The organism is Paenibacillus donghaensis, assembly GCF_002192415.1.
Classification (GTDB): domain Bacteria; phylum Bacillota; class Bacilli; order Paenibacillales; family Paenibacillaceae; genus Paenibacillus_AQ; species Paenibacillus_AQ donghaensis.
On the sequence record NZ_CP021780.1, the window covers coordinates 3128701 to 3152785 of the forward strand.

Sequence of the window (24085 nt, forward strand, 5' to 3'; positions counted from 1 at the left end):
AGAATATGCAGAGGCTACTTCTACGCTTGGGTATTCAGGAAAGGAATCTGGAGGACAAGTGCCAGGAAAGTTATTCTTCCTTGCCTCTGGCCGGCAGGGCAGAGATCGTATGCTGCTGGCGGTATTCAGTAGGTGTGAGCTTAAACCGCTTGCGGAACATCTGCGTGAAATGTCTCATATCCTGATAGCCAACCTGCTCGGCGATATCGGCCAGCTTCAACCTGGAATGGAGCAGCAGCAGCTTCGCCTGTGCAAGCCGCAGCGTAGTGACATACTCCTTATAGCCCTGACCGGTCTTCTGTTTAAACAGCTGGCTGAAATAGGCCGGATTCAGAAAGACTACGGACGCGATTTTCTCCAAAGACAAGTCCTCATAGCAATGCTCCTTGATATACTGTAATGCCACGTTAATCGCTTTCTCTCCGCTGCCTGTATGAGGCCCCGCTTCGCAGGCCTGTGCCGCCGAGGTTTCCCTCAGCCCGTTCACGACCTGCGGAACAGTCTTGAAGTCGAAGCAGAGGCCAGAATGCAGCAGCTGGAACGGCACCTTCAGATAATGCTTGAGATGGACCTGCGCTTCCTGCCGGAAGGGCTCAATTCCGGCCCCCTCCGGCAAGCTGAGCAGCGCCAGCAGGCTCTGCCGATCATAGCTGACGACAACCCCGCACCCATGGCCCTCAATCAGCTCGGAGAGCACATTTTCGACAATGAAATGCTCCAGCGTCACACTCTGCCTAACTGCATTCAGCTGAACCATAACCAGATAAAAGCTGCTGTAATCCGCGATAAACGGACCAATATCCAGATTGCCGACATCCAGTCCTCGCGCAAGCCGCTGGAATACGCCTTCGCGCAAATATTTCAGGCTGGTCTTCAGCCTTGCCCCGGCCTGACTGAGCTGGTTATCCTGCTCAATTTCCAGGGTCAGGTCTGCAATCAGCTCCTGCAGCCGGCTTTTGCCGATCGGCTTCAGCAGATAATCCCTCGCGCCCAGACGGACCGCCTCCTGCGCATAGGCAAATTCGCTGTGTGCAGAGATCACCACCCATTTGACGTACGGATAACGCCGCCTTGAAATGCGCATGAATTCCAGGCCGTTCATGCCTGGCATCAGAATATCCGTCAGCACAATCTGGATCTGCTGCTCCTCCATAAGGCGCACAGCCTCTTCTGTGGAGGCAGCCACCACTACCCGGTGATCCGGGCTGATCTGCTGTATCGTCCGCTTGATCCCTTCCCGGATCACCCGCTCATCGTCCGCTATCAAGATATTCATGTTGGGTGCGTGCCTCCTTCCTGCGGAGCCGGCAATACAATGGCCACCTGTGTTCCTGCCCCGGGGGTGCTGTGAATCTCCAGACCGTAGGCCTTGCCGAACAGCTGCTGCAGCCTGCGGTGCAGGTTCTGCAGGCCAATGCCGCCTGTGCCATTGTCTCTGGACGACTGCCGTCCAGGCCATGCCAGCGATTCCAGCAGTTGCTCCAGCTTGGCCGCCTCCAATCCGCTGCCGTTGTCCTCCACGATGATCCTCAGCGTCTCCCCGTCCTCCTGAATGAACACTTTCAGCACACCCCCATCCTTAAGCGCTTCCAGTCCATGCTTGACTGCGTTCTCAATAATCGGCTGCAGAGTCATCTTGGGAACCCGCACCTGCAGATACCGCTCCTCAATCTCACATTCAACGGTAAGCCGCCCCTCCAGACGAAGGGAGATGATCTTCAGATAATGGCCAATCTGCTCCAGCTCCTCCTGCAGCGTCACCTCTACACCGTCCTCCCAAGCACTGCTGTAGCGGAACATCGAGGACAGCGAGAGCACCAGCTCACCCAGCTGCTCATTGCCTTCCTCATCCAGCATCCAGTAGATCATATCCAAGGTGTTATATAGAAAATGGGGGTTAACCTGCGACTGCAGGGCATGCAGCTCCGCGTTCTTCTCACTGACAGAAGAATGCTTCACCTGTTCAATCAATTCCTCGATCCGGTGAACCATCCGGTTGAAGGAGGCCACCAGAATATTGATCTCCTGATAAGAGGACACCTTGACCATGCCGCGGAAGTTGCCGATCTCGACCTGCTTCATCTCACGGATCAGCTTCTTCAGCGGCAGTGACAACGATCTGGACACCAGCGAAGCAATCAGGGTGGAGAGCAGAATGAGGATGAAGATGACAATTAGCAGATAGCGCTTCATCTCCACCAGCTCTACGTTAAGGTCACGGTCCGGAGTAATAATCATCACCCACCAGCCGGAGAAGGTCAGCTTGGAGGCGACGACCAACCGGTCCGCTTCCTGCCTCACGATGACTTCCTCCGAGTTCTTCAGCGACGGGAGACGGTCCAGCGCCGGCTTCGGATCTGTAGCCGAGGTCACGAAGCGGCCATCCTCGGAGAGCAGGTACACCTGGCTGTGCTCGCCCAGCTTCACATTATCCAGCGCGTCCAGGACACGCTGCGGATTCGTCTCATAGAGCACAATGCCGATGGGCTTGTGTTCATTCAGATCATAGATTTGGCGGCCAAAAGCAAACACCGGACTGTCCTCGACCTGGTCAATCAGCGAATGCTCATAGACGCCAAGCCAGACCATTTTGCCTGAAGAGGCCTGCAGCTGGCGGTACCAATCCTTCTCCCTGTATTTTGGGTCCACCACATTCATATTGTTGCCATAGTTATAGATCTTGCCGTAATCGGTAATGACATGGATGCCAACCAGATCATCCCGCGAGTAGAATATCGCCCCGATAATATTCGTAATCGTCTGCTCGTTAATATAGGCTACCGCCGGTTCATCGGTGGTTTCGTTCAGCAGCCGGATCAGCTCAAAGTTGTTGCTGAGCGATTTGGAGAGGCTGTCATAACCCTTATACAGCAGGTTGAAGAGTCCGGCGGTCTGCGCCACATTTTTCTGCGAGAGGTCGCTGATCTTCTCATGGAACTGGTTCGTGGTCCGTCCGTAATAGAGCAGGCTGACAATCAGCAGAATACTGGACATGCCAAAAAGAAACAGCAAAAACATCCGCTGGTGAATGGAATGAAAGCGTCGCAGTACCTCTCCCCTCCCCCAACTGTGTTCTGCTGCCCTGGTATCATCATTATAAATCCGCTTTGCGATTATGCAAGATCAATTAACCTTTAACCGCTCCGGCAACCATCCCTTTCGTAATTTGATTGGACAGGAAGAAGTAGATCAGGATAACCGGCAGCGCGCCCATCACCAGGAAAGCCCCGATATTTCCGTAGTTGACCGAATACTGGCTAACGAAGGTGTAGACTCCGAAGGGCAGCGTCTTCAGTTTCTCCGAGGAGATGAACGTGGCGGCCAGGATATATTCGTTCCAGATGTTGATGAAGGTCAGAATGCAGACAGTCATCACCGGCGGCACAGACACCGGCAGGATGATGCTGCGGAAGATACGGTAGACGCTCGCCCCGTCGATGAACGCCGACTCCTCAATCTCATGGGGGATGCTGTTCATGAACCCGCTGAGAATAAAGACGGCAATCGGGGTGGAGAAGGCAATATACGGAAAGATCAGCGACAGATGGGTGTTGAGAATATGCATGTTTTTGAAAATAATCATCAAGGGAAGCAAGGTGGCCTGCATCGGGATCATCATCCCCATTAGAAAAATCGTCATCACCACACTGCCGTAGCGCCAGCGGAAACGGGATATCGCATACGCCGCCATCGAGCTGAGCAGAATTACACAGAGCATCGTCACTCCGGTCACCAGCACACTGTTGGACAGGTACTTCAGATAGCTGCCGGACTTGTAAGCCTCACTGTAGTTATGCCACTGAAATTCCTTCGGGAAGGAGAAGAAGCTGCCGTCCAGAATCTCTTCGTTGGTCTTCAGGGAATAGAGCAGCAGCCAGAGCAGCGGATAGAGCTGGGTAACTACAGGCACGGCAAAAAGAAGATACACGAATCCTTTTTTCCATTGAGACATGACCGCGCACTCCTCTCCTAACTGAATTTGCGTTCAAGCTTGTTGAACAGGAAGTTGATGATAACCGTGAAGACAAGGCATAGCACGACCAGAAAGGTTGCAATCGAGCTGCCATAGCCGTATTTGAAGGACAGGAACGAATTGTTGTACATCACGGTTGAGATGACATCGGTGGCATGCGCCGGACCTCCGGCAGTCATTACCATCACCAGGTCGAAGGCCTGCAGGGACCCGATAAAAGCGAGCACCATCGATATTTTGAAAATCGGCACAATCAGGGGAAACGTAATATAACGATCCGCCTTGATGCCGTCTGCGCCGTCAATCCTTGCCGCTTCATACAGCTCGTCCGGAATGTTCCGCACCCCCGTATACTGGATCAGCAGATGATAGCCGAAATACTGCCACAGTGACACCAGATAGATCGAAAACATCGCAATCTTCGGCTCAGTCAGCCAGTTATGTGTCCAGCTGTCCAGTCCGAGCGAGATCAGCAAGCCGTTCAGCATGCCGCCCATCGAGGTGGGGTTGTAGACCGTTTTCCACAGCTGGCCGATAATAACGACCGACAGAATGACCGGAGTGAAATAGATCGAGACCAAGGTATTGCCTTTGCGCAGATAACGGTTCAGCAGTATGGCCATCGCGAGGCACAAGGGGATTTCGAGCATCGATGCTACCGCATACAGCAGGGTCCGTCTGACCGAAGGCCAAAAGACCGGATCATGCAGGAACATCTCTCTGAAGTTCGCCAGTCCGACAAACTCCGCCTGATTAATGCCATCCCATTTCAGCAGCCCGGTGTAGATGGACACCAGAATCGGGATAAATACAAGACACACATACAGCAGCAGACACGGCAGGATGAAGACGGCTATTGTGCGTGCGGGCACCTTCAGAACTTTCATGACTTCCGCCTCCCAGCAAGTGAAACATCAGATTAATCCGGTGTGAAGCCGCGTGGGGCGCTTCGCTTCACACCGGGAAGGCAGTTGTTGGTCGCTGCCGGCGTTTCCTTATTGCTTATTACTTATTTATTGGCTTCAAAAGCACTCTGATGCTCCTTGGCTACCTGCGCGGAATCCACCTTCTGCACGAACAGGTTCTGGATGCTGCTCAAGTGCACCTGGGCCGTTGCCGGATTCATCGTATTGTCAAAAGCGAGATCGCCGCCCTTCACCTGGTTGAACAGGCCGGCAATGTTGATCGCCAGATCGGAGTATCCTGCTGCCTTTAGGTCGCCGTCCACCTTCTGCCCGATACCTACCGCATTCTTCAGCTCAAACTGCTTCTTGGGCAGGTTCAGCGCGAAGAAATTTAGGAAGTCCATCGTTTCCTGCAAGTGCTCGCTGTTAGCGGATACAGCAAAAGCACTGCCTGGAGCCAGCATGAATTCATTCGGGTCACCCTTGCCGTTTACGGTCGGGAATTGGAACGCGCCTACTTTGCCGGATACGGACGAAGCATCAATCGCCCCGGTTTCCCAGGAGCCGATGACCCACATCGCCGCTTTGCCGGATTTGAAAATATTGCCGCCTGCCGTGGCGTCGATCGAGGTCGCCCCATCCGGGAACGCACCCGCCTGAACCAGCGATTGGAAGGCGTCAACGGCTTCGATGAAGGCAGGGTCTTCGAAGGTTCTTTTGCCATCCTGCACATCCTGCAGGAAGCCCGGGCCGCCGTTGGTGCGCAGCAGAATGTTCATGAACAGGAACGAGCCGGTCCAAGAATCCTTCTCGCCGATAGCCAGCGGTGTGATACCCTTGTCTTTGAGAATCTTCACATCCTGAAGCATCTCCTCGAAGGTGGTTGGCGTCTTGGCGATGCCCGCCTGCTCGAACAGCTCTTTATTGTAGAAGACCACTTCAATGTTATTGCCGTCTGGGAGCGCATACACCTTATCGTTGAAGCTGTAATAATCCAGCAGGCCGGATTGGTAGGTATCCTTCAGCCCGTTCTGTCCGAGCATGTCATTCAGCGGTGCGAACAGCCCTGCGTCGACAAAAGGCTTCATTTGCGCAGCCGGATTGACAATCGTGATGTCCGGTACTTCCTTGGAAGCCGCCTGGGTCTTCAGCTTCACCTTCTGCTGGTCGGTGTTCAGCGTATCCAGCTCAATGTGAATATTCGGATGCTCCTTCTCATATTGCTCGGACAGTTCGTGCACCATCTTGTAGGACGGAGCGGCCGGATCGGGGTAAATATTCTGGAACGTGATCGATACCTTTTTGTCGCTGGAGGTGTTGGCCGGAGCCGTAGTTTCCTTGGTGTTCGTGCCGGTATTCGCAGCGGCATCTTTGTTGCCGGTGTCACTGCCTTCATTGTTGGAGTTGCCGCAAGCTGCCAGAGTAAGTGCCAACGCAGCCGACAGGACCCATACAAAGGTTGTTTTTGACTTCTTCTGGACCATATTTAATGCCCCCTGTTATCGTGGTATATTAAGCAAGCTGTGGCAGCGAATAAGGACGCTTAGTCTTGGGCAGGTATGCATCAAGATGAAAATCCAAGTCCGCATGCACCCCGTGCCCTGTAATTCGCGTCACTCTTCTTGCGCAAGCTCAGCTTATATAGCTACATTATCGTTTGGTGAAGCGCTTCCAACAAGATGCGAACTTAAGGATAAAGGTTTGTTTTTTCTAGAATGTTTAGAACTGTAGGAGCGGACCCATCAAGAAATCTGCAGACAACAGCGGCCGGAAGTCCAAACATTCCCCGCAGTTACGACCAGACCCAATATGAAAATCTAAAGTTCAACTTATATAGTATAGAAATTGGAACAGGACTGTCTCATTCGCAGCAATTCCGCTGACGAGACAATCCTGTTCACCTTATCTATAGGATTCAGCCGGTTCGCTGGTTCGTATGTTAGGCAAGCGATGGAGCGGCTGTGTTACTCGCAAGAACCTGGACGCCTATCGACACCCATGTTATCCGTTCAAACGCTGCTTCAGCGAGCTGATCTGGGCCAGATGATGCCGGCCATGCCAGGCAAACCGCTGCGTAGCCTGTTCCAGGGTCATCGCCCCATGTGTGGGACTTGTGAAACAGCGCTGGAACTGCTCCGCAGGCAATGTCCGCAGCAGGATCACGAACCGGTGGCGAAGGGATTCCAGCAGCTGCAGCGAGAACACTATCGGCGTCTCCTCATAGTCGGCCAGCTCCGCCCATAGATCCTCGCGGTAAGAACCGGCCAAGGGGGATTCCTCGGTCAACGCCCGTTTGAAGCGGATGTACGCGTTCATATCATTGTCGGCCAGATGATGCACCACCTGCTGCGTGCTCCAGCCTCCCGGCCGGTAGGGTATGCGCAGCTGTTCGGGTGTGAATTCTGCTACCGTACGCTTCAGATCGGCCGGTAGAGCGGCGATATCCTCGATCCAGCCTGCCCGCTGCTCCGCTGTCGGCTGCTCCTGCGGGGTGAAATGACCCAAAGGGTAAGATAATGACATGTTCATGAGTATGGCCCCTTTCGTCTATCGACTCTAACTACTCCTATTCTTGTTCTCAGACACATTAGCGGTATTCATTCTCTATCACTAAATCTGCTGTTAGCACCATTAGAGCAAATAGCACCACACACAAGCAGATACAAGTAGACACAAGCAGACAATTTCGTTTTCTACTCATAGGTTGGTGCTCGGACTGAAAATGGTGTTTTAACTGAAATACTTGCAGATTCGGTTGCTGCTTAGGCCTCCATTAGATAGGAGCATCCAAGACTTGGTCTCTTGATCGCCACATTAGTCCAGCCACCGATTTAAGTGCGAAAACGCATCTAATTTGCCGATTTTTTCTGTTTTGGAGCAAATAAGTGCGAAAACGCATTTAATTTCGAGTTTTGAGCAGTACAGAAGCGATTTTCTCCAAAATAGTTGCAGATTCGCACTTATTTGCCCGAAACAGGAGTTTCAGCTGAAATTAGATGCACTTTCGCAACTAATTTGTCTTGACGCTACCGGACACCCCTTACCGGGTGCGCAATTTATCTCAGGGTGTTTCCAAACCTGGATACAATTCATGTTATTAGTCGAAGTAGCAGCTTCTTTCGCATGCAGCTCTGGAATGGCTGGTCCACCTTCCATTTTAACCTGCGATGTACGAACTAGGAGCTGTCTTTCGCAGTTGTTTAACTAACCAGTGATCTTATTCCGGCGGCTGATCCTGCCCCTTCCACAGCTTCAGCACCTCGGTGAGTCCAGGGAGATCGAGGCCGTCCAGCGAGAAGGCTTTGCGCAGCAGGTCATGCGGAATAAATTCATCATATTTGCCTAGATAAGGCGCTTCGTCTGGCGACAGAAGCTGCAGCGGATCCTGCACAGCTACGGTTTCGGCAAGAATCTCCGCTTCCAGCGTTTCCGCATCGGCCTTGCCTGCAACCACCATATAATACGGCTCCATCGGTACGACGGAACGCAGGCCCATAGTGCCCTTCAGGTTGTTCTTCAGCAGCCGCTCCAGCGTGCGGAACTGGCGGCTGCCAGCCCAAGGCAGGATGAACATGGAGTCGCCGCCTGCGGGCAGGACGGAACGCGTCAGCAAGCCGCTCTCCTTCGCCAGGCGGCGAGCCCGTTCCAGACGCGCCGCCGCACTGGGAGCGAGATAAGGGTACAGCATCGTCGCGCCCAGCACCTCGCGGATTTTGGTCATAATGCGCGTGTGCACATCGCCTCCTGCTCCGAGCCAGAGGGTGTCCACCTTGCCGCGCGAGGTTTTGACATAAACGGCCTTATGGCGGGTGTCCACCTCCTCAACCTTCCACAGTCTGCCTGCCAGCGTGAAGCAGTAGCCGGGGGGCGGCACAGTGGTAATCGAGCCAATCTCCTCCGTGCCGTTGTAGACCACATGCTCCTCGTCATCCTTGAACACGGCGTAGAAGCGGAAGTTGTTGACGATCTTCTCCCCCGCCAGACCGACCAGCACACTGCCTTCATCCATCCGCTCAATGTGACCCATGCCCAGCATATAGGCCATGAACGCTTCATAATCCTCTTCCGTAATGCCCTGGAAGGAGGGCAGACTGAGCACAGCCGCTCTCAGTTCGTCCGGCTCGGCTTCGCCCATACTCTTCAGCATGCTCATCGTCTGGTGGTAGAGCAGCCCCACCGGAAGCTTGCGCACCTCCAGCGGCTCCACCCATTTCTCGCGTACATACAGCTCGATCACGGCAATCGCCCGCAGCAGCGTCCACGGCATGCGGGCGGGCAGCTGCGCTTCTTCGTCTTCCTCCTCCGGCGTGACGAAGATCATCTCGGAGGCGGCGTCGCCCCGCCTGCCGGAACGGCCCAGCCGCTGCACGAAGCTCGCGCAGCTGTAAGGTGCGCCGAGCTGGAGCACGCGCTCCAGCTCGCCAAGATCGATGCCTAGCTCCAGCGTCAGCGTCGCTGCGGCCACGGCTGGGCCCGAGCCCTCGCGCAGCGCGGCCTCGGTCTCTTCGCGCAGCATGGCGGAGATGCTGCCATGGTGCACATGGAACACATCCCGCTCGCTGCGGCGCGCCGCCGTCCGCCGCAGCTCCAGGATCGCCGTTTCGGCGTCGCTGCGGCTGTTGGTGAAGATCAGCGCTTTCTTCTGGCGGGTGTGGTCATAGATGAAGTCATAATACGCTTGACGTGCCCGCTCCAGCTGCTCCGCCTGGACCTCGTCCCGCGCGTCCGGGAAGGAGAAATGCTCCACACTGAGGCGCAGCTTGCGCCCGCCCTGCGGAGCAGACACCTCCACGCGTTCCCGCGTGCCTGCCGCCAGCCAGGTGGTGACGGAGGCATAATCGCTCAACGTGGCGGACAGCCCGATCCGGCGCGGATGGCAGCCGGCCATCCGCGAGATCCGTGCCAGCTGGCTGAGCACCTGGATGCCGCGGTCCGCGCCCATGAAGGCATGCACCTCGTCAATGACGATGTAGCGCAGGTCATGGAACAGCGCCGGGATGGCATTGGGACGGTTCATCAGCAGGCCTTCCAGGGACTCCGGCGTGATCTGCAGCACGCCGGAGGGGTTCTGCACCAGCTTGGTTTTGTCCGCCTGCGGCACATCGCCATGCCAATGCCAGACCGGGATGCTGCCCTCGCGGAGCAGATCGTTCAAGCGGGTGAACTGGTCATTGATCAGCGCCTTCAGCGGCGCGATGTAGAGGATGCCGACCGAAGCGCTGGGATGCTCATACAGCTCGGTCAGCGCAGGAAAAAAAGCCGCCTCCGTCTTCCCCGAAGCCGTTCCCGAGGCGATCAGCAGATGATGCGGCGTATCGAACAGCACCCGGCAGGCATCCACCTGCGCTTCGCGCAGGGTCTCCCAGCGGTTCCTGTAGATAAATTCCTTAATGAACGGAGCCAGCCGGTGAAACGGGTTGCCGCTCATAGCTCGAACTCCGCGAGGAAGCCGTCCAGCTCCGTCTGCCCGGCTTCTGCCGGCTTCGCTGTACGTTCCCCGACCAGTTGCCCGAAGGTGGCCTCCGGATGCTGGCGCAGCGTATGCAGCAGATCCATGAAATCGCGCACCACCTCGCGTGGGGTCAGCAGCTCGTCCGCCCCCAGCCGGCCGACGGCCTCCTCCATGAAATGCACCAGCTGCTCCTGCGTCAATTGCGCTTCGTACCCGTAATGCAGCGCATGGATGTCGCGCAGCTTCTGCAGCAGCACGAGAATCTCCTCATGGGAGAGCATATCCAGCGAGATGATCGGTCCCGTGTAGTTGTTCATGCCGCTGCTGCCGTAACGTCCGGCGACCAGCCGCGAGCGCAGCGCTTCGTAGCTGAACAGCCCCCGCCGTCCATCCTCGACGAATTGCGGAGTGCCGCCGATGAAGATCCCGAGACTCTCCGCTTTGCCCTGCATCGTATCATTAAACATTGTGAGCAGCTTCTCATAGTTGCTCTGACGGGAGATGCTGTTGGTGATTTTGTAGAGGTTGACCCCCTCATCAATGAACAACAGCAGCCCGCTATAGCCAATCGCTGCGGTGAACTCCGCCCACAGCTTCATATAATCGTACCAGTTGTCGTCGTCAATGATGACGCCTACACCCAGTTCCTTCCGCGCTTCGGTGCGGGTGGGGAATTCGCCGCGCAGCCAGCGCAGCGAGGCCTGCTTCAACTCATCATTATCCAGCTTGTGCCCGTTCCAGTAAGAGGCCAGCACCTTGGCGAAATCAAAGCCATGCACCAGCCCCCTCATCTCGGAGGTGACCGCATAGATCCGCTGCTCAACCTCCTCGCCAAGGCCGGGGTGGTCCGGCGCATAACCGTGTGTCTGCATCACGGCCTGCTGCAGGCCGAAGATCCATTTCTGCAGGATCATCTCCAGCGCCCCTCCATCCGGGCGGGTCTTCGTAGACATGTGGCTCATCAGCTCACGGTAGGTGGCCAGACCTTGCCCTTTGGTGCCTACCAGCCGCCGCTCGGGTGACAGGTCGCCATCCGCAACCACGAAATCACGGTCCATCGCATAGTTGCGGATGATTTGCAGCAGGAAGCTTTTGCCGCTGCCGAACTTGCCCGTAATCAGCTTGAAGGCGGCCCCGCCTTCGGCGATGTTGTCCATATCCTTCAGGATAGCTTCAACCTCCGGCCTGCGGCCGACGGCGATATGCTCCAGCCCGATACGTGGAACAACACCCGCAGTCAGGGAATTGACCAGCGCCGTTGTCATTCTCTTCGGTATTCTCAGCATGTTCATTCTAACGTTCACCTCTTTAAGTATTGCGATATCGAGCTATATTCTGCAGCGACCTCATCGCCGTCTATGAGCAGATCGCCGATGATCTCCATCGCCAGCTCATTCATTTCATCCATCAGCAGCTCTGCCATAAATCCCTGGGCAGCAGCCAGCCGTGAAGCTTCCTGCAGACCGCCACCTTCTATTAATAAGCTGACCAGCTGCTGCTGAAGCGGACTGAGCGCTGCTGCCAGCTGCTCCAATGCCGTTGGTTCTTCCGCTTTTTCCGCTTCTGAAGCCCGTTCTGTTCCATTCTCATCCTCTGCCGTATGTGCACGCGTATATGAAATGGCACTTGCCGCTGTCACGGACGCTGTTCCCAAGGCGATCTGCTCTTCTGTTCCAGCGTTCGCAGCTGGTTCTTCCAGAACGTCCTCTGCTCCTGTTACAGCAGCTACTGCCGCCCGATTCAGACCGCCTTGCGCTTCCATACCGCTTGCTGTATCCACAGCCGCCCTATCCAAGCCGTCTTCAGCCCCTGTTACAGCATCCGCAGCCGCTGATTCCTGCATCACTTCCATGCCCGCTTCCCTTACAGCTTCCACAACTGACTCAGCCTCTTCCATAGGCTCCGTCTCTTCTATAGTAAGCAGGCTGCGGACGATCTCCGAATCCTGCTCCAGGCGCTCCAGCTTCTCACGGTCAATGACCACAGCCGGACCCTTGTCCTGCTGCTTCTCCCTGCGGAATTCCCGCTCCAGGAACCGGGTCACCAGCTCTTCCATATCAGCGTCCACCTTGACATCCTTCAGCCGTCCCCGGAAGCCCAGCAGCCCACGCAGCTTATTCTCCGTCAGGCGGAACAGCCGGGTGATCAGGCTGCGCAGCGGCGGGGATTTGCTGATCCGAACCACCGGCACAAGCACAGAGTACCCATAAAGTGAAATGTCATATACCGCGCTGCGGAATAAATAACGCTCCCGTGTCACCGGCTCTCCCGGCGGGAACAGCCCGAGCAGATGATTGCCATGCTTGCGCGTTACGTAAGCGTCGATCAGGGCGACCACCCTTGGAATATACAGCTCGCAAGCAGCTTTGCCCTCTCCCAGATAGAACTTGGATTTACTGATATCATAATCGCTCATTGCGCTCAGCACTTCGAACGACAGCTGCTCGGGAGCCGAGGACAGGCAGCGTATCAGCTCCAGCTCAGCAAGGTCGCCAGCCAGTCCACGGGAGCGGGCGACGATCAGCGTCAGCGGAACCTCCAGCTTGTGCACCAGCGTGAAATCTGCGATCCAGCCGCTTAAGTATTGATCCAGCCGTTTATATTGCTCACGGTACGATTCCCAGAGATGACACAGCTGACGGTAGCCCTCTTGCGGTTCCTTCCAGCCTACCCCATTAATCAGCTCATACACATGCAGAAAAATGTATGATAGATCCGTCTTAGGTGCTTTTCCCTGCCGGACCTCATGACGCCAATAGAAATACCAGCGGCTCTGCGCGCCAGTCATATGGCCGTAGGTCGGCCAGTAGCTTTTGAAGGGAACCAGCAGGCAGGCCTCCTCCTTGTGCTCTTCCAGCTCTTTCGCCCGCTGCACGAACTGGCTCTCCGTAGTGGTTACCGGTTCCGGGGTTTCCAGCTCCACATCCCAGAGCTGCAGCTGCACATTATCATACCCGGAGCTTGTCTTCGCCTTGGCAGGCTTAGCGGGCAGCGTCTCTGACGAGCCGCGCGGCGGAATTGGGATACCCTGCTCCGTGCTCTCCCAGACCAGCTCACTGAAATGCGGCTTCCGTTCCTGACTCATAGCTATCACTCCATTCCGGCATTGCCCATTAAAGATTGTCCTATAGAAAACGGCTCTGTTCACATAGGTGAAAGAACCGTTGATGATCAAGTATAAGCAACTCTGACTGTTCTAATATTAGCACTGATAACAGATGTACTTCAAGCTAAAGATGCAAACACCTGTACCCTTAGAGCAGCTCTGTTCCTTTGGTTTCCTTGCCGAGAAACAGCACGGCAGCCGCACCCACAAGAATCGTGACAAAAAACAGCATAAAGATCGTACCGATAGCCATCGAACGCCCTACCAGCACACCTACGAGCAGCGGAGCGATAATCCCGCCGATTCGTCCGAAGGAGGTGGCAAGCCCCACCCCAGTCGAGCGGATGGAGGTCGGATACAGCTCAGGCGTATAGGCATACATTCCGCCCCAGGCTCCCAGATTGAAGAAGGAGAGGCAGATTCCCGCAGCCAGCAGCATGCCTTCCGTGGTTGCATTGCCGAACCAGGCAGCGCTGACGGCAGTGAACAGCAGGTAGACGACAAGCACGAACTTGCGCCCGAATTTCTCGATGAAATAAGCGGCGGTGAAATAGCCCGGCAGCTGCGCCAGCGTCATAATCAGCACATACTCGAAGCTTTTGACCAGGCTGAAGCCCTTGATAACCATCACCGTCGGCAGCCACAGGAACATCCCGTAATAGGAAAAGACTACCGTAAACCACAAGATCCACAGCATGATCGTAGAGCGGCGGTATTCCGGTGACCATACGGTCGCAATCCGGTTCCGCAGGGAGATCGGCTTCCGCTTGATCTCTGCGAAGCGGGGCGAATCATCGATAGCCCTCCGCAGGTACAGCGCGTAAAGTGCCGGCAATGCTCCGATACCGAAGGCGATACGCCAGCCGTAATCAGGAATAATGAAGAAGGCAATCAGCGCGGAGACAATCCAGCCCAAGGCCCAGAAGCTCTCCAGCAGCACCACGGCCCGCCCCCGTTGATTGGCAGGCATGCTCTCCGATACCAGAGTGGAAGCCACCGGCAGTTCGCCGCCGAGACCGACACCCGCGATAAACCGCAGTACGCACAGAATACCGAAGCCTGCCGCGAATGCGGATAAGCCGCTGGCTATGGAGAAGATCAGCAGCGTCCACAGCAGAACCGGCTTGCGTCCGAAGCGGTCGGCCAGGATTCCGGCAGCCGCCGCGCCAACAGCCATCCCTACGGAGTTGATGCTGGTCAGAATGCCCACCTGTTCCGGCCCTAGACTCCAGTCCTTCGCCAGTGCCGCCACAACAAAAGAAATCATGCCGACGTCCATCGCGTCGAACATCCAGCTTAAGCCTGCGCTGAATAATAGCTTTCTCTGCTTCGGATTGCGCAGCAGCGTCATTTGATTCACTTTGGAGCCCCCTCTTTATGTAACATTAGGCCGCGCCTTACGGCACAGCCTGTCCATTCTTTCCTCATTCTAGAATCGGAGCCTTCAAAAATCAAGAAATAATGCAGCATTAAAATATTGTCTGGCCATTGCCTGAAAGTAACAGGTCTGCACGGAAATAGCGGCAATCAGCAGCGTATTGCGGACCGATTCGCGCTGCGGCTGGGTCAAATGGGTCAAGCGTTTGATAATACCATCCGCTGAAGCGGCCAAGGCCTTGTCCGGCTTGGCGGGAGCCTCCTGCTCTGTTCCCTGAAGGGGCTTATCCTGCGGCGGCAGTGTGCCGCTGAGTTTGATCTCTTCAAACAATCCGCCATACGCTGAATACAGCTGGACCGGCTCAATCAGGTCATCGTCATCCCGCTCCGGCTGCAGAAACAGAATCCGGAATAGCTGGCGCACACTTTCGAAATCCAGAGCGGCCTTTAGATCATCAATAATGAAGAGCAGCGCGGCTTGATTGAAGGAATATTTTTTGCCAACTTTAGGCGCTCCGAGATACTCCTTGAAATCCCGCTTCACCCAATTCTGCATAGAGGTCACGGTAAGTGTGGAATACTCTATGAGTTGACCCAGCGATGAAATCTCGCCCAGCGACAGCCCCTCAACACGCCCTCCCTTGATAATTTTTTGCAGGATGGGCGGTACTTCCGTGGTTAAGAAAGCAGACAATGAGTTGCCCTTCATGACTTCTTCCCGGTGGAATTTGCTCCAGGCCTCCTGCAGTATGCCAAGCGGCTTGCATTCCGACATTCCGCTTAAAGACAGCAGAAGACTGGACATCTCTATACGTGAGAGTGTAAATGATTCCATGTCGTGGCATCCCTCCACATTTGATATTTTGGCAGAAAGTTCGTAGAATAGTTCATAAGAACTTATTATTTAAAGTATAACCTATTTTAAGAACGAGAGGGATGGTAAAGATTATATGGGTATAGGACTTAGTTTGACGTTGGTGGCCATTTTAATTGTTTTAACCGCTTTTTTTGTTGCTACGGAGTTTGCAATGGTACGGCTTAGAGGCAGCCAGATCAGCCAAATGGTGATTGAGGGGCAGAAGAACGCATTAGCTGTTCAACGGGTTGCGGCCAATCTGGACGGGTATTTGTCAGCCTGCCAGCTGGGGATCACGATCACCGCGCTCGGAATCGGGGCTTTGGCAGAACCGGCGTTCGAGCAGCTGCTGCTGCCGATATTTGACCTGACCCCTATGAGTCCGAGTCTGAGTCATCCGCTTGCCTTTGCGTTGGCGTTCCTGATTGCAACGTTCCTGCATGTGGTTGTTGGTGAATTGGCACCGAAGACTGCCGCTATCAACATTCCGGAAAAAGTCGGTAAATTCACAGCCCCGCTGATTATCTGGTTCTACAGAATTTTGTACCCTTTCATTTGGACCATGAACGGCTCCGCTAATCTTCTTGTCCGTATGTTTGGAATGAAGCCTGCCAGTGAGCATGGCGATGCGCATAGTGAGGAAGAGATCCGTCTGATCCTCTCCGAGAGCTATGAGAGTGGCAAGATTAACAAGGCGGAATACGGATATGTGAACCGTATTTTCACTTTTGATGAAATGCTGGCTAAAGAAATTATGGTTCCCCGCACGGATATGGTCTGTCTGTTCACCAACCATTCCCTGGCAGAGAATTTTGACATTATACGCAAAGAGCAATATACCCGTTTCCCGGTAGCTGAAGGAAGCAAGGACAATATTATCGGCATGATTAATACCAAGCAGCTGTATCTGCAATATGACAACAACCCGGACTTTGATTTCAAAAGCCTGATCCAGCCCGTCCTGACGGTCTCCGAGGTGACTCCGGTCAAGACCTTGCTGACCCGTATGCAGGTAGAGCGTGTGCATATTGCCCTGCTGCTTGACGAATACGGCGGAACCTCCGGCCTGATAACGATTGAGGATATTCTCGAAGAGATTGTCGGAGAGATCCGCGATGAGTTTGACGAAGACGAACGCAAGAATGTGGAGAAGCTGAGCGAATATAATTATCTGTTCGACGGCAAGGTATCCCTGCTTGAAGTGAAGAACCTGACCGGACTTGATTTCGACGACGCTGAAGTAACTACAGTGGGCGGATGGCTGTACAGCCACCTTCCCGAGCCGGCTCTGGGCAAAAGCATTGTGCTGAACCATGTGACGCTGACCATCCGTGAGATGAACCGGCACCGGATCCGCAAGGTGGAGCTGCAGATGGAGCTGCCGGCAGATACGCAAGCATCGGAGAAGACGGAAGAATAACGCGTATTAAGCAAGAAAGCTAGTTACTGCCTGAGTCCAGCAAGTAATTAGAATGTTGCTTTGGAACGTTCAGAGTAAATTAGATGCGTATTTGGTTACTACTTAAGTCCAACTGAGGATTTAGAGTGCCGCATTAGAGCTCTCAGAGAAATTAGATGCGAAAGTGCATCTAATTTCAGTTGAAACTCATGTTATCGGGCAAATAAGTGCGAATCTGCAACTATTTTCGAGTAAATCGATTCTTTAGCGCTCAAACTCCGAAATTAGATGCGTTTTCGCACTTATTTGCTCTAAAACGGAAAAAACCAGCTAATTAGATGCATATTCGCAACTAAATCGGTGGATTGGACTTATGTGGCGGTCAAGAAGCGAATTCCGTCTTCTGATAAAAACGAAGCCCGCTCCCTTAATGGGAAGTCGGGCTTTCTTGCTCTGGTTCTTGTTCGGGCAGAAGCTTGCCCATATAATATTCATCAACCCATCTGCCGTCTACCCGCAGTGACTTGCGTTTGGTGCCTTCAATCTCGAAGCCGCTTTTCTGATACAGCCTCAAGGCTCTTTCATTATGGGCCATGACCGTCAGCTCCAGACGCACGATTCCCTGCGCTACAGCCCATGTATCCATACGCTCAAAAAAAGCGCTTCCTATGCCTATCCCCTGCGCCTCCTGCAGAATGCCAACGACGATATGCGCGCTGTGCCGGTTGCGCCTTGCCTTGCCGCCTTGAACAGATAAATACCCTGTCAACCGCCCTTCTGCTTCAGCACCGATCATCAGTGAGTTGTCAGAGCCGTCGTAGCTGTCGAGCATGTCCTCCACCTGCTTCAGCGTGACCTGCCGTTCCCCCGGCTCCATCAGCATAAAGCTTGTTTCCCGGTCCAGTTGCTCCCGCAGGGCCGTCAGCTTGGGAGCATCTTCTACAGTCAGCTCTCTTATGACGACTTTAGCCTGCTCTAACATCGGCACACCATAATGACGTTCCCGTCCGGGTCTTTGAAGTTGAACCAATGATCATGCTCGATATCGGTCATAATCTCCCCACCATTCTGTTTGACGAAATCATAGGCGGCATCAATATCCTCCGTGTTCAGATGAAAGGAGGGCACCTTCAGCACGGACTCGGAGGTGAAGAGCTTGCTGTCGAGCACAAGGCCCGGCCCTTTCATGGGAACTGCATAGAGATGTCCGAAGAGCACCTCGCCGTCCGTGGGCAACCCCAGCAATCTGCAATACCACTCCTTCGACTTCTCAATGTCGCTGACTGAAATAAACACTGCACCAATCTGATTCAGAATCGGACTTGTCACAGTACATTGGCCTCCTTTTGAACTTGCGGGATAGGTCTACTCTGTACCAATTCGATAAAATATGTCATTTTCCTCCCTAGGCTTATAGAACGTGAACTTAAGAATGTACTTTTTGGAATTGTCCGAGTAGCCCTGTGCGCCAGGCTTTCTGATAACTCTACCCTCTCATTCTTAAGTTCATCTTATTTAGGAAGCGATTTGGGGATGTGGTATAATGCTGGCAGCAGTTATTCCAAAGTATATGTACGTCAGGAGAAATCACCATTGGCCAATCTTAATTTCAGAGGACTCAGGCTGACCCCGCCCAAAATACTCTCGCTTGGTTTCGTGCTGCTGATCGCTGCCGGAACCTTGCTCCTATGCCTGCCAGCCGCTTCGACTGCTGGAAGAATATCGTTTATCGATGCCTTGTTTATGGCGACCTCGGCCACCTGTGTCACCGGCCTTGCCGTGATTGATACCGGCACCCAGCTGACCACCTTCGGGCAGGTTGTGCTGCTGGTGCTGTTCCAGTTCGGGGGACTCGGGTTCGTAACGATGGCTACCCTGATCACGCTGGTGCTGAACAAGCGGATCTCGCTGAAGGAACGCCTGTTGCTGCAGGAATCGATGAACCAGCACTCCATGCAGGGCATTGTGCTGCTGATTCGCAGAGTGCTGATTTATTCCCTGGTGATCCAGCTGACAGGAGCGATTGTACTGGCCGTGCGGTTTATGGCGGATATGCCGTTCGCCAGGGCTTTGTACTACGGGCTGTTCCACAGCATTTCGATCTTTAACAATGCAGGCTTTGATCTGTTTGGCGATATTCACGGGCCTTACAGCGGATTAACTAGATATGTCGAGGACCCTATCATCAATTTCACCTCGATGGTGTTGATCTTCCTCGGCGGGATCGGATTTATCGTGCTGTCGGATGTGCTGGAGTTTCCGAAGCGCAAACGGCTGACTCTCCATTCCAAAGTGGTGCTGACCACCTCTGCCGCGCTGATCGTGCTCGGTGCCGCCTTGTTCTTCTGGCTGGAGCTACACCACACGCTGAAGCCGCTGCATGCCGGAGGCAAAGTCATGGCGTCGTTCCTGCAGGCCATCACCCCCCGTTCGGGAGGCGTCACCACGATTGAAATTCCGCTGCTGCGGGAGTCCACCCAGTTCCTGATGATTCTGCTGATGTTCATCGGGGCTGCACCAGGCTCGACCGGTGGAGGCATCAAGATCACGACGTTCGCGATCCTGATCGCCACTGTGTACGCCCGAGTAAGAGGACGCGAGGATATCATCCTGTTCCGCAACCGTATCTCCAAGGACAATGTGTACCGGGCCATTACGATGACCCTGCTGTCGCTGATGCTGGTGGTGATGGCCACGATGCTGCTGTCCGTGACCGAAAGCGCCGACTTTCTGAGTGTACTGTTCGAGGCGGTATCGGCATTTGGCACTTCGGGAATTACCATGGGTCTAACCACCGAGCTTACCACGGTCGGCAAAGTCCTGATCATCGTCCTGATGTTCGTCGGCCGGACGGGCCCGCTCACCCTGGCTTATGCGCTGAAGCCCAAGAAGAACAAGGAGCTGTATCGATATCCGGAGGGGGATATTACGATCGGGTGACTCGAACCCTCCCAAACCCTCCCTTCCAAGGGAGGGCCCCAGAGGGCTGCACCCTCTGGACTCCCGCAAGTTTGGCGAATGAGCTGGGCGGTACTGTGATTAGGCGGGCTGGAGGATGGACCGCTTATCCCTGCGGGACCGCTTGAACGCCGGATTGGGCGGCCCGCTATCCCTGACGGGATGCGCGCCGGGACTAAGGTCAAAGGCCGGCTGTTCCTGCGGAATGCGCAAGATCGTAAGGTCAAAGGCTGGCTGTTCCTGCGGAATGCGCAAGATCGTAAGGGCAAAGGCTGGCTGTTCCTGCGGAATGCGCAAGATCGTAAGGACAAAGGCCAGCTGTTCCCGTGGAATGCGCAAGACCTTTATATACTTTAAAGCCGCTTGCAGATATATCCTGCAAGCGGCTTTTGATTTCTCTATTCTTCTGGAAGCTCTTGCTTGTCCAGGGCTGCATCCAGCAGCAGGTTGTAGACCTCATCATCATTCTCCAGCAGCGCATCCGTCTCCAGGAATTGATCCTCATTCCCCGGCTCGGCGGCGAAGCTGAGACTGTAATCCCATTCCGTCCCTCTTTTGCTAGAGAAAGTGATTTCATAAGGCTCCTTGTGGTTCTCGATGGTAAACACCGTTCTGCCCACATAACTCCGGTCTTCCTGGCGGCTTAATTCCGCGCTTATAATTTCGATCTTCATCTGTTGATCTTCCTTCCATTCATCGGTTCCAATCCTTTGTCCAGTATACCACTCAAAGCGCAGCAATTCCTGCTCTTTATACTGCTTTAACGCACTAATTGACTTTTTTCATCCGGCGGTTAATAATTTAATACAATACTGGCTCAATTTTAAATCAGCGGTCGAATATACGGGTGAACAGAGCGGAGGGCCCTGAGGGATTCTGGAGAAACGATAGTGCTCGCCTTTAAAGACCGATTTCGTTACTACCTAGGCCGCATTGAAGATGTAGAAGACTACACTAGAGCTTTCAGAGAAATTAGATGCGAAAGTGCATCTAATTTCAGCTGGAACACCTGTCCCCGGACAAATAAGTGCGAATCCGCAACTATTTTCGAGAAATACGCTGGTTTAACGCTCAGAATCCGAAATTAGATGCGTTTACGCACTTATTTGCTCTAAAACGGAATATATCGGCTAATTAGATGCAGATTTGCAACTAATTCGGTGGATTGGACTGTTGTGGCGATCAGATGCTTAATCTTGGATGCTTACTCCTACTCCAATCAGGAAATAGGGATTTCACAACGATCTCAACAACCCTCCGAACCCGCAGCGGATTTATTCACAGATGGGAACTGCTGATATTGGTTTTGAGCCACAATACTTAAGCAGGATCTGACGGTCCTTATTTGAATGGAGGATATTAATATGAGTAATTTTGAAGCCAAGCTCAGTAAATACGCGGATTTAGCTGTACAGATTGGAGTGAACATTCAGCCGGGACAGACGCTGGTAATCAACGCGCCCGTACTGGCCGCAGAATTCGTAAGAATGATTACCGCCAAGGCTTACGCAGTAGGAGCCGGATGGGTAAAGGTCAATTGGAATGACGAATTTATTACCCGTCAGCAATTCGAACACGCCGCACCCGAGGTATTCACCAAGTCTCCAACCTGGCTGGCCGGGGAAATGACCGAACTGGCGGAGGAAGGCGCCGCCGTTCTTCACGTTATTGCCGAGAATCCGGATGCCCTTAAAGGTATCGAGCAGGAGCGGATCGCCAACTGGCAGAAGACCCGCGGAGCCGCATTAACCAAATACCGGGCCTACCAGATGTCGGACAAATTCAGCTGGAGCATCGTAGCCATCCCTTCACAGCCTTGGGCAGACAAGGTATTTCCCGAGCTTCCGGCCGAGGAGCGTGTAGATAAGTTGTGGGAGGCGATTTTCCATTCGGTCCGCCTGGGCCACGAAGATCCGGTTGCCGCCTGGCAGCAGCATCTCGATACGCTCGATAAGAACGCAGCCGTGCTAAATGAGAAGAAATATAAGAAACTTCACTACATAGCCCCCGGTACAGATCTGACCATCGAACTTCCTGAAGGCCATTTATGGGCGCAGGGCGACAGCATCAATGAGAATGGATTTTCTTTTGTGGCCAATATGCCTACAGAGGAAGTATTCACCGCACCGTTGAAGACAGGTGTAGACGGTACCGTTCGAAGCACCAAACCGCTCAGCCATGCCGGCAACATCATTGACAACTTCTCCATCACCTTCGAGAAAGGCCGGATTGTCAAGGTGACCGCAGAGAAAGGCCAGGAAGCTCTGGAGTATCTGATCGGCATGGATGAAGGTGCGAAATATCTCGGCGAGGTGGCCCTGGTACCGCACAAGTCTCCGATCTCGGAATCCAATATTCTGTATTATAATACCCTGTTTGACGAAAATGCCTCCAACCATCTGGCGATTGGCATGGCTTATGCCTTCTGCCTCGAAGGCGGCAAGGAAATGACTCCGGAGCAATTAATGGAACGCGGACTGAATGACAGCGTCACTCACGTCGATTTCATGATTGGTTCGGCAGAGATGAATATTTACGGCATTACCGCGGATGGCAAGGAAGAGCCTGTATTCCTGAACGGAAACTGGGCGTTCTAGGAGGTGCCTTCCAACCCGGTGATTCGGAGGACAAATCCTCCTGAAGCTCAGGTTTGAAGACACGTCAATTCCTGCTGGCCGATATAGAGAGATTAGGTTTGGAGAGGAGCAATAGCTATGCTGAGTTTTAGTCAAAAGCTGGAGAATTATGCACTGCTGGCCGTCAAGATTGGAGTCAATATCCAGCCTGGCCAGACCTTGGTCGTGAACGCGGATATCGCTTCCGCCGAGCTGGTGCGCCTTGTGGTGCGCAAAGCGTATGAGTCAGGCGCCAAGCTTATTAAAGTGAATTACGCCGATGAGATCACTACCCGCATCCGTTATGATCTGGCACCTTCGGAGTCGTTCCTGGAGGCTCCGAAACACCATGCTGAGGAGATGGAGGAGCTGGCGCGCGACGGTGCGGCATTCCTGTCGATAGTATCGGCCAATCCCGGCCTGCTGAGCGGGGTTGATCCGCAGCGGATTACGGACAATCAGCGCACCACCAGACAGGCGCTGGCCCCTTACCGGGAGCTGCTGATGGGCAATCATGCCAGCTGGAGCCTGATTGGCTTCGCTTCTCCGGTGTGGGCCGCCACAGTATTTCCAGAGGCTCCGGCAGAAGACCAGGTCCAACTGCTGTGGGACGCGATCTTCAAGGCGGTCCGTGCTGATCAGCCGGACCCTGTCGCCGCCTGGGAGAAACACCTCGGCGGCCTCAAAGAGCGCTGCGCGGTGCTGAATGCGAAGAAATACCGCAAGCTGCACTATACCGCAGCTGGAACGGACCTGACGATTGAACTGCCCGAAGGGCACATCTGGTGTCAGGCCGGAGCCGTGAACGGACGCGGCGTGTCTTTCCTGGCCAATCTTCCTACAGAGGAAGTATTCACGGCACCGCTGAAGAGCGGCGTGAACGGCAAGGTAAGCAGCACCAAGCCGCTTAGCTACGGCGGCAAAGTGATCGACAACTTCACCCTGACGCTGGAGAACGGCAAGATCACCGAATATACCGCCGAGACCGGCCGGGATACACTGGCCTCGCTGTTGGCGATCGATGAAGGCTCTGCTTACCTGGGCGAAGTGGCTCTGGTGCCGCATCATTCCCCGATCTCCGAGAGCGGCATTCTTTATTACAATACATTGTATGACGAGAATGCCTCCAGCCATCTGGCGATTGGCGCCGCTTATGCCTTTACGCTGCAGGAAGGCGTCTCCATGACCAAGGAGCAGTTGGCAGCTTACGGCATGAACCAGAGTCTGAGCCATGTCGACTTCATGATGGGATCTGCCGATATGAACATCGACGGTATTACCGATGAAGGAACGGCCGAGCCCATTTTCCGTAACGGGAACTGGGCGAGAGGTTAACAGCAAAGGCAGGCTGTTCCTGCACAACGCACCACAACACAAGTAAATCATCCTGTCCTATACAGAAACCAAACCACCCGCAACTATTAAACAACAGTTGCGGGTGGTT

General features: G+C 54.1%; 19 protein-coding genes. 4 read left to right on the plus strand and 15 right to left on the minus strand.

Features of this window, described 5'->3' with window-relative positions; translation table 11 throughout:
- Positions 1-70: 70 nt before the first annotated feature.
- From B9T62_RS13445 to B9T62_RS13495, 11 genes are all read right to left on the minus strand, one after another.
- Positions 71-1276, minus strand: coding sequence for a response regulator (locus B9T62_RS13445; RefSeq protein ID WP_087915713.1), 1206 nt, complete (start codon positions 1274-1276; stop codon positions 71-73).
- Entirely contained in the window at positions 1273-3018 is a 1746-nt protein-coding gene (locus B9T62_RS13450) for a cache domain-containing sensor histidine kinase (protein WP_087915714.1), read from the minus strand. The genes B9T62_RS13445 and B9T62_RS13450 overlap by 4 nt, the downstream gene beginning before the upstream one ends.
- A 109-nt stretch (positions 3019-3127) precedes the next feature.
- Positions 3128-3952: a carbohydrate ABC transporter permease gene (locus B9T62_RS13455; protein ID WP_087915715.1), complete on the minus strand. Its 825-nt coding sequence runs from the start codon at positions 3950-3952 to the stop codon at positions 3128-3130.
- Positions 3953-3969: 17 nt separating this feature from the next.
- Positions 3970-4860 (minus strand): carbohydrate ABC transporter permease, encoded by an 891-nt coding sequence (locus B9T62_RS13460; RefSeq protein WP_087915716.1) that lies wholly within the window; start codon positions 4858-4860, stop codon positions 3970-3972.
- A 122-nt stretch (positions 4861-4982) separates the two neighbouring features.
- Positions 4983-6362 carry an extracellular solute-binding protein gene (locus B9T62_RS13465; protein ID WP_087915717.1) on the minus strand — a complete coding sequence of 460 codons (1380 nt, stop codon included), beginning with the start codon at positions 6360-6362 and terminating at the stop codon, positions 4983-4985.
- A gap of 517 nt (positions 6363-6879) precedes the next feature.
- The gene (locus tag B9T62_RS13470) at positions 6880-7407 is read right to left on the minus strand and encodes a YfiT family bacillithiol transferase (protein WP_087915718.1); all 528 of its coding nucleotides are present in this window, start codon (positions 7405-7407) and stop codon (positions 6880-6882) included.
- Positions 7408-8095: 688 nt separating this feature from the next.
- The gene (locus B9T62_RS13475) at positions 8096-10306 is read right to left on the minus strand and encodes a DEAD/DEAH box helicase (RefSeq protein ID WP_087915719.1); all 2211 of its coding nucleotides are present in this window, start codon (positions 10304-10306) and stop codon (positions 8096-8098) included.
- Positions 10303-11622 (minus strand): ATP-binding protein, encoded by a 1320-nt coding sequence (locus tag B9T62_RS13480; protein WP_087915720.1) that lies wholly within the window; start codon positions 11620-11622, stop codon positions 10303-10305. The genes B9T62_RS13475 and B9T62_RS13480 overlap by 4 nt, the downstream gene beginning before the upstream one ends.
- An 8-nt stretch (positions 11623-11630) precedes the next feature.
- Complete coding sequence (locus B9T62_RS13485; RefSeq protein ID WP_087915721.1) at positions 11631-13415, minus strand: TerB N-terminal domain-containing protein; 1785 nt, start codon at positions 13413-13415, stop codon at positions 11631-11633.
- A 169-nt stretch (positions 13416-13584) separates the two neighbouring features.
- Complete coding sequence (locus B9T62_RS13490; RefSeq protein WP_211296502.1) at positions 13585-14787, minus strand: MFS transporter; 1203 nt, start codon at positions 14785-14787, stop codon at positions 13585-13587.
- A 93-nt stretch (positions 14788-14880) separates the two neighbouring features.
- The gene (locus B9T62_RS13495; protein ID WP_087915723.1) at positions 14881-15648 is read right to left on the minus strand and encodes a DUF1836 domain-containing protein; all 768 of its coding nucleotides are present in this window, start codon (positions 15646-15648) and stop codon (positions 14881-14883) included.
- Positions 15649-15763: 115 nt separating this feature from the next.
- On the opposite strand from B9T62_RS13495, the gene B9T62_RS13500 reads away from it, so the two are divergent.
- Positions 15764-17089, plus strand: coding sequence for a hemolysin family protein (locus tag B9T62_RS13500; RefSeq protein ID WP_087915724.1), 1326 nt, complete (start codon positions 15764-15766; stop codon positions 17087-17089).
- A 406-nt stretch (positions 17090-17495) separates the two neighbouring features.
- Here B9T62_RS13500 and B9T62_RS13505 read toward each other — a convergent pair whose 3' ends face one another.
- Together B9T62_RS13505 and B9T62_RS13510 are read right to left on the minus strand one after the other, a co-directional pair.
- Positions 17496-18098: a GNAT family N-acetyltransferase gene (locus B9T62_RS13505; protein ID WP_342746169.1), complete on the minus strand. Its 603-nt coding sequence runs from the start codon at positions 18096-18098 to the stop codon at positions 17496-17498.
- Positions 18044-18397, minus strand: coding sequence for a VOC family protein (locus tag B9T62_RS13510; protein WP_087915726.1), 354 nt, complete (start codon positions 18395-18397; stop codon positions 18044-18046). The genes B9T62_RS13505 and B9T62_RS13510 overlap by 55 nt, the downstream gene beginning before the upstream one ends.
- Positions 18398-18601: 204 nt before the next feature.
- On the opposite strand from B9T62_RS13510, the gene B9T62_RS13515 reads away from it, so the two are divergent.
- The gene (locus B9T62_RS13515) at positions 18602-20008 is read left to right on the plus strand and encodes a TrkH family potassium uptake protein (RefSeq protein WP_087915727.1); all 1407 of its coding nucleotides are present in this window, start codon (positions 18602-18604) and stop codon (positions 20006-20008) included.
- Positions 20009-20107: 99 nt separating this feature from the next.
- Here the strand turns inward: B9T62_RS13515 and B9T62_RS39025 are convergent, their stop codons facing one another.
- Both B9T62_RS39025 and B9T62_RS13525 read right to left on the minus strand, forming a co-directional pair.
- Positions 20108-20365 (minus strand): hypothetical protein, encoded by a 258-nt coding sequence (locus tag B9T62_RS39025; RefSeq protein WP_157685599.1) that lies wholly within the window; start codon positions 20363-20365, stop codon positions 20108-20110.
- Between the two features lie 59 nt (positions 20366-20424).
- Positions 20425-20700 (minus strand): hypothetical protein, encoded by a 276-nt coding sequence (locus B9T62_RS13525; RefSeq protein ID WP_087915729.1) that lies wholly within the window; start codon positions 20698-20700, stop codon positions 20425-20427.
- A 690-nt stretch (positions 20701-21390) separates the two neighbouring features.
- On the opposite strand from B9T62_RS13525, the gene B9T62_RS13530 reads away from it, so the two are divergent.
- Together B9T62_RS13530 and B9T62_RS13535 are read left to right on the plus strand one after the other, a co-directional pair.
- Positions 21391-22623: an aminopeptidase gene (locus B9T62_RS13530; RefSeq protein ID WP_087915730.1), complete on the plus strand. Its 1233-nt coding sequence runs from the start codon at positions 21391-21393 to the stop codon at positions 22621-22623.
- Positions 22624-22740: 117 nt separating this feature from the next.
- On the plus strand, positions 22741-23976 hold the full coding sequence (locus B9T62_RS13535) for an aminopeptidase (protein ID WP_087915731.1): 1236 nt from the start codon (positions 22741-22743) through the stop codon (positions 23974-23976).
- Positions 23977-24085: the final 109 nt, after the last annotated feature.